This is a genomic window from Streptococcus sp. 27098_8_76, from assembly GCF_041432315.1.
Lineage (GTDB): Bacteria > Bacillota > Bacilli > Lactobacillales > Streptococcaceae > Streptococcus.
The window spans coordinates 60,950-76,794 of record NZ_JAPVZI010000005.1; the positions used below are offsets into that span (position 1 = coordinate 60,950).

At 42.9% G+C, this 15,845-nt stretch carries 15 protein-coding genes; 8 read left to right on the forward strand and 7 right to left on the reverse strand.

Annotation, left to right across the window (positions count from 1 at the left end):
- Positions 1–6: 6 nt before the first annotated feature.
- The 3 genes from O3636_RS04625 (at position 7) to nrdI (ending at position 2,435) form a co-directional block, all read left to right on the forward strand.
- Positions 7–1,293: a response regulator gene (locus tag O3636_RS04625; RefSeq protein WP_371641955.1), complete on the forward strand. Its 1,287-nt coding sequence runs from the start codon at positions 7–9 to the stop codon at positions 1,291–1,293.
- A gap of 60 nt (positions 1,294–1,353) precedes the next feature.
- Positions 1,354–1,887 (forward strand): ABC transporter permease, encoded by a 534-nt coding sequence (locus O3636_RS04630; protein ID WP_261091019.1) that lies wholly within the window; start codon positions 1,354–1,356, stop codon positions 1,885–1,887.
- Between the two features lie 77 nt (positions 1,888–1,964).
- Positions 1,965–2,435, forward strand: a complete 471-nt coding sequence (nrdI, locus tag O3636_RS04635) for a class Ib ribonucleoside-diphosphate reductase assembly flavoprotein NrdI (RefSeq protein WP_153192694.1) — start codon at positions 1,965–1,967, stop codon at positions 2,433–2,435.
- A 178-nt stretch (positions 2,436–2,613) separates the two neighbouring features.
- On the opposite strand, the gene O3636_RS04640 is transcribed toward nrdI, so the two are convergent.
- From O3636_RS04640 to O3636_RS04650, 3 genes are all read right to left on the reverse strand, one after another.
- Positions 2,614–3,876 carry an NRAMP family divalent metal transporter gene (locus O3636_RS04640; protein ID WP_061425497.1) on the reverse strand — a complete coding sequence of 421 codons (1,263 nt, stop codon included), beginning with the start codon at positions 3,874–3,876 and terminating at the stop codon, positions 2,614–2,616.
- A 215-nt stretch (positions 3,877–4,091) separates the two neighbouring features.
- Positions 4,092–4,550, reverse strand: a complete 459-nt coding sequence (locus O3636_RS04645; RefSeq protein WP_371641958.1) for a DUF3021 domain-containing protein — start codon at positions 4,548–4,550, stop codon at positions 4,092–4,094.
- On the reverse strand, positions 4,547–4,987 hold the full coding sequence (locus O3636_RS04650) for a LytTR family DNA-binding domain-containing protein (protein WP_371641960.1): 441 nt from the start codon (positions 4,985–4,987) through the stop codon (positions 4,547–4,549). The genes O3636_RS04645 and O3636_RS04650 overlap by 4 nt, the downstream gene beginning before the upstream one ends.
- Positions 4,988–5,193: 206 nt before the next feature.
- On the opposite strand from O3636_RS04650, the gene mutL reads away from it, so the two are divergent.
- Genes mutL through O3636_RS04665 form a run of 3 tightly spaced genes read left to right on the forward strand, consistent with a single transcriptional unit; the run spans position 5,194 to position 8,325 of the window.
- The gene (gene mutL, locus O3636_RS04655) at positions 5,194–7,143 is read left to right on the forward strand and encodes a DNA mismatch repair endonuclease MutL (protein ID WP_371641962.1); all 1,950 of its coding nucleotides are present in this window, start codon (positions 5,194–5,196) and stop codon (positions 7,141–7,143) included.
- Between the two features lie 15 nt (positions 7,144–7,158).
- Positions 7,159–7,752, forward strand: a complete 594-nt coding sequence (gene ruvA, locus O3636_RS04660; RefSeq protein WP_061438645.1) for a Holliday junction branch migration protein RuvA — start codon at positions 7,159–7,161, stop codon at positions 7,750–7,752.
- A gap of 9 nt (positions 7,753–7,761) precedes the next feature.
- Entirely contained in the window at positions 7,762–8,325 is a 564-nt protein-coding gene (locus O3636_RS04665) for a DNA-3-methyladenine glycosylase I (RefSeq protein ID WP_371641964.1), read from the forward strand.
- 89 nt (positions 8,326–8,414) lie between these two features.
- On the opposite strand, the gene O3636_RS04670 is transcribed toward O3636_RS04665, so the two are convergent.
- The 4 genes from O3636_RS04670 to O3636_RS04685 form a co-directional block, all read right to left on the reverse strand.
- A complete protein-coding gene (locus tag O3636_RS04670; RefSeq protein WP_000166114.1) occupies positions 8,415–8,678 on the reverse strand; it encodes a SemiSWEET family transporter in 264 nt (87 codons plus the stop codon).
- Between the two features lie 105 nt (positions 8,679–8,783).
- Positions 8,784–9,818 carry a S66 peptidase family protein gene (locus O3636_RS04675; RefSeq protein WP_371641966.1) on the reverse strand — a complete coding sequence of 345 codons (1,035 nt, stop codon included), beginning with the start codon at positions 9,816–9,818 and terminating at the stop codon, positions 8,784–8,786.
- A gap of 361 nt (positions 9,819–10,179) precedes the next feature.
- A complete protein-coding gene (locus O3636_RS04680) occupies positions 10,180–10,857 on the reverse strand; it encodes a DUF1129 domain-containing protein (RefSeq protein WP_371641968.1) in 678 nt (225 codons plus the stop codon).
- Between the two features lie 11 nt (positions 10,858–10,868).
- A complete protein-coding gene (locus O3636_RS04685) occupies positions 10,869–11,813 on the reverse strand; it encodes a magnesium transporter CorA family protein (RefSeq protein ID WP_000815623.1) in 945 nt (314 codons plus the stop codon).
- A 131-nt stretch (positions 11,814–11,944) separates the two neighbouring features.
- Here O3636_RS04685 and uvrA point away from each other — a divergent pair, with 131 nt between their 5' ends.
- Positions 11,945–14,776, forward strand: coding sequence for an excinuclease ABC subunit UvrA (gene uvrA, locus O3636_RS04690; protein ID WP_371641970.1), 2,832 nt, complete (start codon positions 11,945–11,947; stop codon positions 14,774–14,776).
- Complete coding sequence (locus tag O3636_RS04695) at positions 14,769–15,830, forward strand: Xaa-Pro peptidase family protein (RefSeq protein ID WP_141230336.1); 1,062 nt, start codon at positions 14,769–14,771, stop codon at positions 15,828–15,830. The genes uvrA and O3636_RS04695 overlap by 8 nt, the downstream gene beginning before the upstream one ends.
- Positions 15,831–15,845 lie beyond the last annotated feature (15 nt).

A 15,845-nucleotide genomic window follows, 5' to 3' on the forward strand; every position in this document is an offset into this window, starting at 1 on the left:
GAGAAAATGTATAAAGTATTATTAGTAGATGATGAGTACATGGTGACAGAAGGTCTGAAACGTTTGATTCCCTTTGATAAGTGGGATATGGAGGTCGTCGCAACAGCCAGTCATGCCGATGAAGCCCTAGAATATGTTCAGGAAAATCCTGTCGATGTGGTCATTTCCGATGTCAATATGCCCGACAAAACAGGGCTTGATATGATTCGGGAAATGAAAGAGATCTTACCAGATGCCGCCTATATCCTGCTGTCAGGTTATCAGGAGTTTGATTATGTCAAAAGAGCAATGAACCTTAGTGTAGTGGACTATCTGGTCAAGCCTGTTGATAAGGTAGAGTTAGGAAATCTGCTGGAGAAGATTGCAGGTCAGCTCGGCGAGAGAAGAAAGAAAAGTCAGACCCTTAGTCAAGATTTAGATGAGGCTGGATTTGTTAGTTATTTAGGGGATAAGGAGAATTGGTGGATAGGTCTATCCAAGGAAAAGCAAGGTTCCTTCACCATTCCCTACTATGTCTTGGGTCAAGACTGGCAGATTTTCATTTCTGACCAACCCCTAGATGGTTTAGTCGTTACACCTTTTGAAGCTCCCTATCAAGAACACTTTGAACGCTGGAAGCTGAATGCTGAGAAAGCTCTCTTTTACGGTTCTGTAAATCTAAAACAGTCTCAGAGTCTCTTTGCCTACTACGAACCGATTTATAGGGTTATCATTCAGGGGAATCTCAATCAAATCGTGGAAGAATTGAACCTCTTGGAGAAGGTGGTTCTTGAAAATACACCGCGTGTTCCGATTACCAAACAGCTTTTTATCCAGTTTGTCATGGATGTTTTCCATTTGTTTGAACATCTCAAAGCTGATGATATGACGAATATCGTCAAAACCATTCATGCTATTCAATCCTTCGATGAATTGGTTCCTTATATCAAGGAAACTCTGACTCGATTCTTTGGGCAATATCGTATGAATGAAAATGTGGTCAGTGTGTTGGAAGTCATTGGGCGTGATTATCAGAAGGAACTTTCTCTCAAGGATATCAGTAAGGATCTCTTTATCAATCCTGTCTATCTGGGGCAGTTGATTAAGCGTGAAACCAATTCGACCTTCGCAGAGTTACTAAACAAACAACGCATTAAGGCTGCCCAGCAACTCTTACTTTCAACTAGTGACAGTATCGAAGATATTTGTTATGCGGTTGGCTACAGTAATGTTGGATATTTCTATAAAGTGTTCCGAAAATTGTGCGGAAAATCACCAAAAGCCTACCGAAAACAGGTAGAAACGATACTATAAAATTTGTATCCCTTTACAAAAAGTGCTATAATATCAATAATAACATCAGGAGGTTCTATCATGAAAAAGAAACCGATTTATCTATGGGTCTTGCTAATCTTGTCTGCCCTTATTTCAGCTATGTCTCTGTTTGGAATGTTGAGTCCTTTACCTAGTAAAGAAGCCCTTCGTGCCGCTCAGAAACAAGTTGCAGGGGTCAGTGCTCAGCAATTAGAAGACCAGCTTAATTACACCTATAGAGTAGCAGAATCAACTCATTCTACTTTTAATATGGCCTTGATTGTGCTATCTGCTGTTTTAGTTGTAGTAGCGATTGTCTTCCTTATTCGTAAGAATTTGCAATATGCAAACTATACTTATGTCGGCTATGTTTTGCTAGCCATTATTGGTTCGATTTATAGCTATGTGACTTTACAAGACGCTGTGCAGTTAGTTCACGATGAGACCATGCGTTTAGGGATAAGTGTTATTTCACAAGCCGTTAGCATTCTCTATATCGTCATCAATGTTCTCTTCCTAGCCTTTGTCTTTTACAAGATGTGGCGTCAGCAAAAAGCCTTGGCTGAAGAAGAGGAAACAGAAGAACTTGCCTAAGTATTGACAAAAAAGAACTATCAAGATACAATCTTGGTAGTTCTTTTTCGATTAAAAATAAAATCATGGAGGTACATATGAAGACAATTTCTTTAGTTTATATTAGTTTGAGTGGCAACACTGAAAGTTTTGTGACACGCTTGAAAGACTATCTCTTGTCCCAGTACGAGGGAATTGAGGTTCAAAAGATTCATATCAAGGATTTGGTCAAGGAAGGCCACGATTTCTATGAAATGGACCACCCTTACGTCGCTTTTTTGCCGACTTACCTAGAAGGTGGGAATGGCGTGGATAACGGAGATGTCGAGATTTTGACGACACCAGTGGGAGATTTTATCGCCTATGGTGACAATGCTAGTAAGTGTTTTGGAGTAGTTGGTTCAGGAAATCGTAACTTTAATAACCAATACTGTCTGACAGCTAAACAATACAGTCAACGTTTTGGTTTCCCTGTATTGGCTGACTTTGAAATGCGAGGTATGCTGGGAGATATCAAGCATGTGGCTGCAATTATTGCGGATTTGTATGAGTTGGAAAAGGAAAATTAAGGTAGTTATAAGAGGCAGTTGGGATTTGCTAACTGCTTTTTGATTATAAGCAGTCTTTAAGAAGGTGAAAAAGCATAAGTTCAGGTCTTCAAAACCTTGTTCTTATGCTTTTTATCATAGAAATATTTGCTGAATGTTCTCTTGAAATGAAACCTTATATTCATCTCGCGCTTGTCCGTTAACCTGCTTTTCCGATTGCGAGTGCGTAGATAAAGAAGATGGCGAAGCCAAAGAGGAAAATCAATCCTGCAATGGCAAGGTGTTTGAGCCAAGAAGGAAGATTTTTGTTTTCACGCGTTACCAAGGCGTAGTTTAAAAGAGCGAAGAATGGTGTTGTCAGGAAAGAACCAATCATAGCAAAGCGGAGCATGGTTGAAACCTGACCAGCGAAGAACTTGATAATGACGATACCGATGATAGCAGTGATGGTCATCCAGATGTTCAAAGATTTACTACTGTCTTCTTTTTGACTGATTAGCAGTCGTAGAGATTCCTGATTGACACGAGAATAGCCATCGATAACAGTAATAACTGTTCCAAAGATACACAGGAAGGCAATAAAGGTAATCAAGTAACGGGACCATTCGCCAAGAACAGAGGCATACATGCCCACGAATTGAGAGATGTATTTGGCTGAAGCGGCTTCAACTGCTTGCCCTGTAGGATATTGAATCAATGCTCCCAGTGCTACAAAGAACACAGCTAGGATAGCTGTTCCAATGTAACCAACGTTAAAGTCAAATAGAGCGTCCTCTGTGTTAAAGTTGACGGTCTTTTTCTTTTCAGCAGACCAAAGTGAGTTGATGGCTGAAATTTCAATAGGAGCAGGCATCCATCCTAAGAGGGAAACGATGAAGGGTAGAGCTGCCATTTGCCAAGGTGTTTTCTCGACAAAATCAGAGCTGTATTCGGGATGCTTGACTGCCGCAATGATAACTGCAAGAACAGTTGCAATGGTCAAAGCTGACATGATCCATTTTGCCATGCCGTCTAAGAGTTTGTAGCCTCCAAAGAGTAACATAGCCCAAATGATTGCAACGAGAATGAGGGACCACTGAGTGATGCTCAGACCGATCATTGGGAAGGCACTGGCGATGATAGCTGAGCACAGAATGGCGACACCAGCTGTGTTGACCATAGCCGAAAAGATATTGAGGATAAAGAAAATCCAGAGATAGAGTTTTCCTTTTTCGGCATAACCTTCAACCAAAGTCTTTCCAGTATCAGCGGTGTATTCAGCACCAAAACGGAAAAATGGATATTTAAAGACATTGGCTAAGATGACCAAGAGGAGTAGCGACCACCCATAAGAACCACCAGCTTGAGTGGAAGATACAATGTGAGAACCTCCAACAGCGGCAGAAGCCATTAGGATTCCAGGTCCCATTGCTTTTAGTTTACTTGTCCAGGTTGATTGATTTAACGAAATAGCTTGCGACATGATAAATACTCCTTTTTGAATTTTCAGAATAATCTGGATATGTAATCTATATTCTACAAAAAACTTTGGGAAAATGCAAGAATATTTTGAAAAAAGATAGAAAATTACAGAAAATTTACAAATAAGATCTGAAAATAACTGCTATGATAGAAAGGTGCATCAGGATAAAGAAAAACCGAGAAGTTTCTTTCTCGGATTTGCTTATTATGAGGTTCTTACTTTTTATGCTCCAAGAGTTGATTGATATGGTCTACTTTTTTTGATGTTCTTTTATAGGAAATAGTCCAAATGATGAGGTAAACAATCGCAAACTCGATAATGAGCTGGAGATAGAAGAACCAGTGGAAAGGAAACCAACCTGCTAGAGTTGCTAGTGGGACAAAGCCAGCCAGCATAAGGAAGAAATGAGTCAGAGTGGCACGAAGCATGCTCCAGTCACGGCTGAATAATCGCTTGCCAAAGTTGAAGAGAATACCGATAGCTGCCCAGATAAGAGTGCAGTAGAGCAAGATTAGGGCACCGTGAACTTGATGTTGAGTCATTACTTGACCGACGAGAGATTCAGGGCTAAGTGGAGCGTAGGTATTTGGTGCATAAATGAGTGAAAAGATGATAGAGAGGATGAGACCGATGAGGACACCAGTAGCTGCGTCGTGAAATACTTGTTTTTTCATAGTTCTAATTTCTCCTTGATGGTTTTTAGGTAACGGCGTGAAGAGTAGGTGAAGCTTTCGTTTTTCAAGAAAATTTCTACTAGGCCGTTGGGGGTGAGCTTGAGATGAGAGATAGAGTCGATATTGATGATTTCTGATTGGGAAATTTGGATAAAATTGGTTGGCAGAATTTCAAGGACCTGATAGAGTCGCAAATCAATGCTGTAGGTCTGACTCGCGGTTTCTGCTAGAACCTTCCGATTCTCGATATAGAAGCGTTGAATCTTGCCAATCTCAACGAGATAGACCTGATTATCAATCTTTCCTTTGATTGTTTCTTTTTGGTCCAGATTTTCTGCAAACTCGATGACTTTTTGGACTTTATCTGTCGGCTGAGGTGCTTGAACAATCAGCTTTTCCTCCTTGTAAGTCTCACTAATCTGTAGTTCTACTTTCATAAATTTCTCTCCTTTTTAGTTATACAAGGTTGTGATCACTTCCTGTATATCTTTATTAAACACTATTTTTCAGCCCCTTGCAAGGGACTTTGTCTATGTGGAGGGATTTGGCTTCTATGTGGTGTTAGCTTTTCTGTCCTATCTGAAATATGGTATAATAGCACTAATCAATTTCTAGGAAAATAGATACAGAAAGGGGCTGAAAGATGTCTCATATTATTGAATTGCCAGAGGTGCTGGCAAACCAGATTGCAGCTGGAGAGGTTATCGAGCGTCCAGCTAGCGTTGTTAAGGAGCTGGTAGAAAATGCCATTGACGCTGGCTCTAACCAGATTATCATTGAGATTGAGGAAGCTGGTCTCAAGAAGATTCAAATCACAGATAATGGTCATGGAATTGCCCACGATGAGGTAGAGCTGGCTCTGCGTCGTCATGCGACCAGTAAGATAAAAAATCAGGCAGATCTCTTTCGGATTCGGACGCTTGGTTTTCGTGGTGAAGCTCTGCCTTCTATCGCATCCGTCAGTGTCTTGACTCTGTTGACGGCGGTGGATGATGCGAGTCATGGGACCAAGCTAGTCGCGCGTGGGGGAGAAGTTGAAGAAGTCATCCCAGCGACTAGTCCTGTAGGAACCAAGGTTTGTGTGGAGGATCTCTTTTTCAATACGCCTGCTCGCCTCAAGTATATGAAGAGCCAGCAAGCAGAGTTGTCTCATATCATTGATATTGTCAACCGTCTGGGCTTGGCCCATCCTGAGATTTCTTTTAGCTTGATTAGTGATGGCAAGGAAATGACGCGGACAGCAGGGACTGGTCAACTGCGACAAGCAATCGCAGGGATTTACGGTTTGGCGAGTGCTAAGAAGATGATTGAAATTGAGAACTCTGACCTTGATTTCGAAATTTCTGGCTTTGTGTCCTTGCCTGAGTTGACTCGGGCTAATCGCAACTATATCAGTCTCTTCATCAATGGCCGTTATATCAAGAACTTTTTACTCAATCGTGCTATTTTAGATGGTTACGGAAGTAAGCTCATGGTAGGCCGTTTTCCACTAGCTGTCATTCACATTCATATTGACCCTTATCTAGCGGATGTCAATGTGCATCCAACCAAGCAAGAGGTGCGGATTTCCAAGGAAAAAGAACTGATGACCCTGGTTTCAGAAGCTATTTCCAATAGTCTAAAGGAACAAACCTTGATACCAGATGCCTTAGAAAATCTTGCTAAATCGACCGTGCGCAACCGTCAAAAGGTGGAGCAGACCATTCTCCCACTCAAAGAAAATACGCTCTACTATGAAAAGACAGAGGCAACTAGACCTAGCCAAGCTGAGGTGGCTGATTATCAGATAGAATTAACTGAGGAAGGGCAGGATTTGACCCTGTTTGCCAAGGAAACCTTGGACCAATTGACCAAGCCAGCTAAACTGCATTTTGCAGAGAGAAAGCTTGCTAACTACGACCAGCTAGATCACCCAGAGTTAGACCTTGCGAGTCTTGATAAGGCTTATGACAAGCTGGAGCGAGAAGAATCATCAAGCTTCCCAGAATTGGAATTTTTCGGGCAAATGCATGGGACCTATCTCTTTGCCCAAGGGCGAGATGGGCTGTACATCATAGACCAACATGCGGCTCAGGAACGGGTTAAGTACGAGGAGTACCGTGAAAGCATTGGCAATGTTGACCAGAGCCAGCAGCAACTTCTAGTGCCCTATATCTTTGAATTTCCTGCGGATGATGCCCTTCGTCTCAAGGAAAGAATGCCTCTTTTAGAGGAAGTGGGCGTCTTTCTAGCAGAGTACGGGGAAAATCAATTTATCCTGCGTGAACATCCTATTTGGATGGAAGAGGAGGAAATCGAGTCAGGCATCTATGAAATGTGCGACATGCTCCTCTTGACCAAGGAAGTTTCTATCAAGAAATACCGAGCAGAGCTGGCTATTATGATGTCCTGCAAACGTTCCATCAAGGCTAACCATCGTATCGATGACCATTCGGCTAGACAGCTCCTCTATCAGCTTTCTCAATGTGACAATCCCTACAACTGTCCCCACGGACGTCCTGTTTTGGTGCATTTTACAAAGTCGGATATGGAAAAGATGTTCCGACGCATTCAGGAAAATCACACCAGTCTCCGTGAGCTGGGGAAATATTAAACTAAAAGGAAAACTATGTACGAATATTTAAAAGGAATCATTACCAAAATCACTGCTAAATACATTGTTCTTGAAACCAACGGTATCGGTTATATCCTGCATGTGGCCAATCCTTATGCCTATTCAGGTCAGGTTAACCAAGAAGCTCAAATTTATGTGCATCAAGTTGTGCGTGAGGACGCTCATCTGCTTTATGGATTTCGCTCAGAAGACGAGAAAAAGCTCTTTCTCAGTCTGATTTCGGTCTCTGGGATTGGCCCTGTATCAGCTCTCGCTATTATCGCTGCTGATGACAATGCTGGCTTGGTTCAAGCCATCGAAACCAAGAACATCACCTATTTGACAAAGTTCCCTAAAATTGGCAAGAAAACAGCCCAGCAGATGGTGCTGGACTTGGAAGGTAAGGTAGTAGTTGCAGGAGATGACCTGCCTGCCAAGGTGGCAGTGCAAACCAGCGCTGAAAACCAAGAATTGGAAGAAGCTATGGAAGCTATGTTGGCACTGGGCTACAAGGCGACCGAACTCAAGAAAATCAAAAAATTCTTTGAAGGAACGACAGATACAGCTGAGAACTATATCAAGTCGGCCCTTAAAATGTTGGTCAAATAGGAGCAGAGCATGACAAAACGTTGTTCGTGGGTCAAGATGACCAATCCGCTCTACATTGCCTATCATGATGAGGAGTGGGGCCAGCCCCTCCATGATGACCAAGCATTGTTTGAGTTGTTGTGTATGGAAACCTATCAGGCAGGCCTGTCTTGGGAAACGGTACTCAACAAACGCCAAGCTTTCCGAGAAGCCTTTCATAGCTATCAAATTCAAGCGGTCGCAGAGATGACCGACACTGAATTGGAAGCCTTGCTGGATAATCCATCCATCATTCGAAATAGAGCCAAGATTTTTGCTACACGCGCTAACGCCCAAACCTTTCTACAGTTACAGGCAGAGTACGGCTCTTTTGATGCCTATCTTTGGTCTTTTGTTGAGGGGAAAACTGTCGTTAACGATGTTCCTGATTATCGCCAATCCCCAGCTAAAACACCCTTATCTGAGAAATTAGCCAAAGATCTCAAAAAACGAGGCTTCAAGTTCACAGGCCCAGTCGCCGTATTGTCTTTTCTACAGGCTGCAGGCCTGGTTGATGACCATGAGAACGATTGTGAGTGGAAAAGCGGTCATTAGTGTGTACAGGTAACTCGCATATCTGAGAATAGAATATAGAAAAAAGCTGAGAAACTTTTCCCAGCTTTTTATATATACTATTAGATTTGTTAGAGTGAAGTCAAAAAAGTGATTCCACCTAAAATAACACCAGCTGAATTTGGAATGATTAGTATCCAATCCTTCTTAGGTTCCTTTGTCCATCCATAAATAACCCAGATTAAGCAAGATATAGCAGCTGATAAAGGTTGAAATGGTTGAGCTTTATTTCCCTGTAAATTAGCGATAATTTGAGGTATGTAGGCAATAAATACTATAATTCCAATAAAGGCACCAATAGAACCTACGATTCGATTAATTTTTTGTTTTGTCATATACACCTCCTTCAAAAGGATAACATAGAAATTAGCGAAATGCAATAAATTCAGATACAAATTGTAACGAAAACGAATACAAAAGCACAAAAATAGAGAAACTATTTATTTTTTGTTATAGTCAAAGCGAATGACTTGCTCCTGTGCATCTACATGGGCATGGATCCCAAAGGGGACAATTGCTCTTGGAGTTGCGTGGCCGACATTCAGATTATAGAGAATCGGGATATTGCTGTCAATAATATCCAATAGTGCCTCTTTATAGTCGTCATAGAAAGTTTCATCCATAGGTTTTCCGACCAGGAGTCCACTGATGACCTCGAATATGCCAGTGTCCTTTAAAGTCCGCAACATCTTTTTGAAGTCTTCTGGTTCAGGCTTTTCTTCGCTTGTCTCTAGCAAGAGGATCTTTCCTTCCCAGTCTGACAAGTCAGGGAAAAGTTTGTATTGTTGGCAGAGCTCCGTGCTATCTGCGTATCGAGAGTTGTCAAAGATATCGTAGAGGGATTCGAGGCAACCACCGAGGATTTTTCCCTCGAACTGGGCATTTCCTTGCAATAATTCAAAACCGGTATTTGCATGACTGACACGAGGTGTTCCTAGAGCCTTGGAACTGAAGTCAGTCCTTTCATCATACCAAACGTCACTAGGGCGGATTTCTGAGATTCTTCCCGTCTCAATCAATTCTTTAAAATAGTCAAGGCTATAGGCCAACATTTCCTTGTCTAATTCACAAATGTCAGCTAAGAAGGATTGCCCATAAAAAGTCTTGATTCCTAGTTTATGCAACATGAGATGGTTCATGGTTGTATCCGAGAAGCCAAGAAAAATTTTTTGGTTGATAACCTTTTGGAGTTGGTCATTTTCAAAAAGATAAGGTAGTAAGCGATAGGTATCATCTCCACCGATGGCGCATAGGATCATGTCGAGGCTATCATCAGAAAAGGCTTGCATCAAATCCTCCGCACGAGCTTCAGGATGGTCCTTGATAAAGTCTAATCCATTTAGCGAATGGGGCAAAAAGATAGGATTGAGTCCCAGGTCCTTGAGACGTTGGACACCCAAGTCCACTTCGTGTTTGACAAAGTCCTCTCCGATAATGCCACTAGATAAACTAACAATACCAATAGTAGAAACCATATCTTATCCTCCTAGAAATAGATTGATACTCTTCGAAAATCAAATTCAAACCACGTCAGCTTTGCCTTGCCGTACTCAAGTACAGCCTGCGACTAGCTTTCTAGTTTGCTCTTTGATTTTCATTGAGTATGAGCCTATTTTATCATAAAAGATTAGATAGGGCTATGTGGGATTTCAGAAGAATGCTTTTAATACTCTTCGAAAATCTCTTCAAACCACGTCAGTTTTATCTGTAACCTTAAAGCTGTGCTTTGAGCAACCTGCAGCTAGCTTCCTAGTTTGCTCTTTGATTTTCATTGAGTATAACTCAAAAAAGTAAGTGAAAAAGCAACCGCACCTGCAGTTGCTTTTATCATTCTTCTTAATAACGTGTTGGTCCTGCACTTGCGCTGCGGATGTTCAAGCGTTTCTTGAGATAGAAGCGAAGGGCTAGGAGAACTGCTCCGATAATAGCCAGTGGGACTGGAGCCAGTACTGGGTTAAGGCTAGCTGGTAGGAAGCTTGTCGCAAAGAAGACAAGCAACCAAAGGAACATAGAAGCTAGGATAACTAGTACAGATTTCCAGAAAGGTGGGCGTTGACTGCGGTCCATATCTGGTCCATAGTATTGGTAAACAAAGTAGTACATCAAGTAGAAGGCAAATCCACCAACCAGTCCAACTAATAGGAGAGTGACAACTCCATAGCCGAAAGCTTGATCTGCCGCAAAGAAAGTTGTGAGGGCGCTGACGAGGGCAAAGAGGCTAGTGATGAAAAGAGCTGAGTCCATAATCATGAGTTTTGGATCATCATTTTCTTTTGGATGCTCTTTTTCGTATTGCTCTTTGATAGTGAAGCTATGAGCCCAGTGGGTCGGTGCGCCGTAGAGGGAACGAGCAGTCGTACCCTTGGCTTGCTCTTCAAGGATTTGGGGAATGACTTCCTCAAAAATAGCCTTGATTTCAGCGTCTGTTTTCCCATCTTTGATGAATTGTTGGGTAGCAATGTGGACAAATTCTTGGTTTTTCTTGGTTAATTTTTGTAGATTAATCTGAGACATAGGAACTCCTCTTAGAACCATTTTTTATGGATGAGATAGAGAGTGAGCGAGACACTCATAGCAAAGGCGATAAAGACGATTAACCAGAAAGCATTTGGCTCGCCGTTTAGGGGGATTTCATTATCTTTAAAGTTCATCCCGTAGGCAGAAAAGACCATGGTTGGGATGGACATGACGATGGTCACAAGGGCCAAGGTTTTCATGATGTTGTTCTGGTTGTTAGAAATGATAGAGGCGAAGGTCTCTGTCATAGAATGCAAGACGTTTCCATAAATGTCTGCCATCTCGATGGCCTGTTGGGTTTCAATCAGGGTATCTTCAAGCAGGTCTTCATCCTCAAGGTATTTCTTGATATTACTTGTTGAGCTGGTCAATTTCTTAATCACACGCTCATTTGTTTTGAGGGAAGCCTTGAAATAGACGATGGTTTTTTCCAATTCCATGAGCTCAATCAATTCTTCATTACGAGTTGATTGATGCAGTTGACTTTCGATTTGCTCACTCTTACGGTCGATTGAACGAAGGGCCGTTAGGTAAAGCTCTGCATTGCGATAGAGAATCTGGAAGATAAAACGTGAACGCATGAAGGTATAGAAATTACGCAAACGACGGTTGATAAAGACATCAAGGACTGGTAATGGTTCCAAACACGTAGTGATAATGGTTTCCTCGGTGATGATAATACCAAGCGGGATGGTTACGTAGTAGGTGCGATTATTTCTTTCTTCCGTGACTGGCACGTCAACGATAATCAGGGTGTACTCGTCTTCAATCGTAATACGAGACATTTCTTCCGCATCGAGCGGTGCTCGAAGGTCGGCAATATCAATATCGAAGGCGTTAGCGATTTCGAGTGATTCATTTTGAGTCGGATTGACGAGATTGATCCAAGTACCCGGTTCAAGCGTATCGATCTCTTTAAATTCAGTTGTTGTAGAGAGAAAAACTTGTTTCATATCCCTTATCCTTTCTCATTTTTCAGATTTTTTCACACCGTACTATTATACTACAAATTCAGCCTTTTGGGTAATAGAATCTCACTTTTTTTGGTATAATGGTAAGCAATAATGGACTAGAAAGAACAAAGATGCAAGATAAAATTGTCATTCATGGGGCGCGTGCCCATAATTTAAAAAATATTGATGTGGAGATTCCGCGAGACAAGTTGGTTGTCGTGACTGGCTTGTCAGGTTCAGGGAAATCCAGTCTGGCCTTTGATACCCTCTATGCGGAGGGACAACGTCGCTATGTAGAGAGTCTATCAGCCTATGCTCGCCAGTTTTTGGGCAATATGGAGAAGCCTGATGTAGATGCTATTGATGGTCTCAGCCCAGCTATTTCCATCGACCAGAAAACGACTAGTAAAAATCCTCGCTCGACGGTGGGAACCACGACTGAAATCAATGACTATCTGCGTCTCCTCTACGCGCGTGTGGGGACGCCTTACTGTATCAACGGGCATGGGGCTATCAAGGCTTCTTCTGTGGAGCAAATCGTGGATAAGGTCTTAGAGTTACCTGAACGCCAGCGCCTGCAAATCTTGGCCCCTGTTATCCGCAAGAAAAAAGGCCAACATAAGAGTGTTATCGAGAAGGTTCAGAAAGATGGGTATGTTCGGGTCCGTGTGGATGGGGAAGTCTATGATGTGACCGAAGTGCCAGAGTTGTCTAAGAGCAAGCAACACAATATTGATGTCGTAGTTGACCGTATTGTCATCAAGGATGGTATCCGTAGTCGTCTCTTTGATTCCATTGAGGCTGCCCTTCGTATCGCAGAAGGCTATGTCATTATTGACACCATGGACGATTCTGAGTTACTCTTCTCTGAGCATTATGCCTGTCCAGTTTGTGGCTTTACTGTTCCAGAGTTAGAGCCTCGTCTCTTCTCCTTCAATGCTCCTTTTGGCTCTTGTAGTGAGTGTGACGGTTTGGGTATCAAGCTAGAAGTGGATACTGATTTGGTGGTGCCAGATGCCAGCAAAACCTTACGCGAGGGAGCCTTAGCTCCTTGGAATCCTATCTCATCCAACTACTATCCAAACATGCTAGAACAGGCTATGACAGCTTTTGGAGTGGATATGGATAAGCCTTTTGAAGACTTGTCAGAAAAGGATAAGAACTTGATTCTCTATGGGTCTGATGGCAAGGAATTCCATTTCCACTATGAGAATGAATTTGGTGGCGTGCGCGATATCGATATTCCTTTTGAGGGAGTTGTTAATAATATCAAGCGTCGCTATCATGAAACTAATAGTGACTACACCCGCACCCAGATGCGCCTCTACATGAATGAGCTGACTTGCGGAACCTGTCACGGTTATCGTCTCAATGACCAGGCCTTGTCTGTCCGTGTTGGTGGTGAGCAAGGGCCGCATATCGGAGAAATTTCAGACCTATCTATCGCAGACCACTTGGACTTGGTGAGCCAGCTAACCTTGTCTGAAAATGAAGCCATCATTGCTCGGCCTATTCTCAAGGAAATCAAGGACCGTTTGACTTTCCTTAATAACGTGGGTCTTAACTATCTGACCCTGTCACGTTCGGCAGGAACTCTTTCAGGCGGAGAAAGTCAGCGTATTCGTTTGGCAACCCAGATTGGTTCTAACCTATCAGGTGTTCTCTATATCCTAGACGAGCCGTCAATCGGTCTTCACCAGAGGGATAATGACCGTCTGATTGCCAGTCTCAAAAAGATGCGTGACTTGGGCAATACTCTCATAGTAGTGGAACATGACGAAGATACCATGCGTGAGGCGGATTATCTGATTGACGTTGGTCCAGGTGCCGGTGTTTTTGGTGGGGAAATTGTTGCGGCAGGTACGCCTAAACAGGTAGCTCGTAACAGTAAGTCTATCACAGGCCAGTACTTGTCAGGTAAACGTGCTATTCCAGTGCCAACAGAGCGCCGTACCGGAAATGGTCGTTTTATCGAAGTGACAGGAGCGTGTGAAAACAACTTGCAAAATGTTACTGCTCGCTTCCCACTAGGAAAATTCATCGCGGTGACAGGTGTATCAGGTTCAGGGAAATCGACCTTAATCAACAGCATCCTCAAAAAAGCTATTGCCCAGAAGCTCAACCGTAATTCAGACAAGCCTGGTAAATTCAAGACCATAACAGGGATTGAGCATGTAGACCGCTTGATTGACATTGACCAGAGCCCTATCGGACGAACGCCGAGGTCCAACCCGGCTACCTATACGGGAGTCTTTGACGATATACGTGACCTCTTTGCCCAGACAAATGAAGCTAAGATTCGAGGCTATAAGAAGGGGCGTTTCAGTTTCAACGTCAAGGGTGGTCGTTGTGAAGCCTGCTCAGGTGATGGGATTATCAAGATTGAGATGCACTTCTTACCAGATGTTTATGTGGCTTGTGAGGTCTGCCACGGAACCCGCTACAACAGTGAAACCCTAGAAGTTCACTACAAGGAAAAAAATATCTCGCAGGTCTTGGACATGACTGTCAACGATGCGGTGGAGTTCTTCCAACACATTCCTAAGATTCAACGCAAACTCCAGACTATCAAGGATGTAGGGCTAGGCTACGTAACGCTAGGGCAACCAGCTACCACCCTTTCTGGGGGAGAGGCCCAGCGTATGAAACTGGCTAGTGAACTCCACAAACGCTCGACAGGAAAATCTTTCTACATTCTGGATGAGCCGACGACAGGGCTTCATACCGAGGATATCGCTCGCTTGCTTAAAGTCTTGGCTCGCTTTGTAGACGATGGCAATACAGTCCTTGTTATCGAGCACAATCTAGATGTTATTAAGACGGCAGACCATATTATTGACTTGGGACCTGAGGGCGGTGTCGGTGGTGGAACCATCATCGCAACAGGAACTCCAGAAGAAGTAGCGGCTAACCAAGCCAGCTACACAGGACAGTATTTGAAAGGAAAATTACATCATGAATAAACGCGTACAAGCATTTCTAGATAAAATGCAAGAAAAAGAACTAGATGGTATCATCATCAATAACCTTAAAAACGTCTATTATTTGACTGGTTTTTGGGGCTCAAACGGAACAGTCTTTATCAGCCGTGACCGTCAGGTCTTGGTGACAGACTCTCGCTATATCATTGCAGCCAAGCAAGAAACCAGTGGCTTTGAGATTGTAGCTGACCGCGATGAATTAGCTGTTATTGCAGGAATTGTTAAGGACATGGGCTTGTCTCGAATCGGTTTTGAAGATGAGATTTCGGTCTCTTATTATCATCGTATGCAGGCAACCTTTGAAGGAATTGACTTGCTTCCACAGACTCAGTTTGTTGAGGGTCTTCGAATGATTAAGGATGAGGCGGAGATTGCAGCTATTCGCAAGGCTTGTTCTATCTCAGACCAAGCTTTTCGCGATGCGCTTGACTTTATTAAGCCAGGAAAGACTGAAATTGAGATTGCCAACTTCCTTGACTTCCGCATGCGTGAGTTGGGAGCATCTGGCTTGTCTTTTGACACAATTCTAGCTAGCGGTATCAATTCTTCCAAACCCCATGCCCATCCTATGCACAAACCAGTGGAGCTAGGAGAAGCCATTACAATGGACTTCGGTTGCCTTTATGACCACTATGTCAGTGATATGACACGGACTATCTATCTAGGGCATGTTAGCGACGAGCAAGCAGAGATTTACAATACGGTTTTGAAAGCTAACCAAGCCTTGATTGATCAGGCTAAGGCAGGATTAGGTTTCCGAGACTTTGACAAAATTCCTCGTGATATTATCATCGAGGCAGGTTATGGCGACTACTTTACCCACGGTATTGGACACGGTATTGGACTGGATATTCATGAAGAACCTTACTTTAGCCAGACTTCTACAGAAACTATTAAGGCAGGTATGGCATTGACCGATGAACCAGGTATCTATATCGAAGGCAAATATGGCGTTCGTATCGAGGATGATATCCTGATTACAGAGACAGGTTGTGAATTATTGACCCTTGCTCCAAAAGAGTTGATAGTTATTTAAGAGTTAAACAACTCA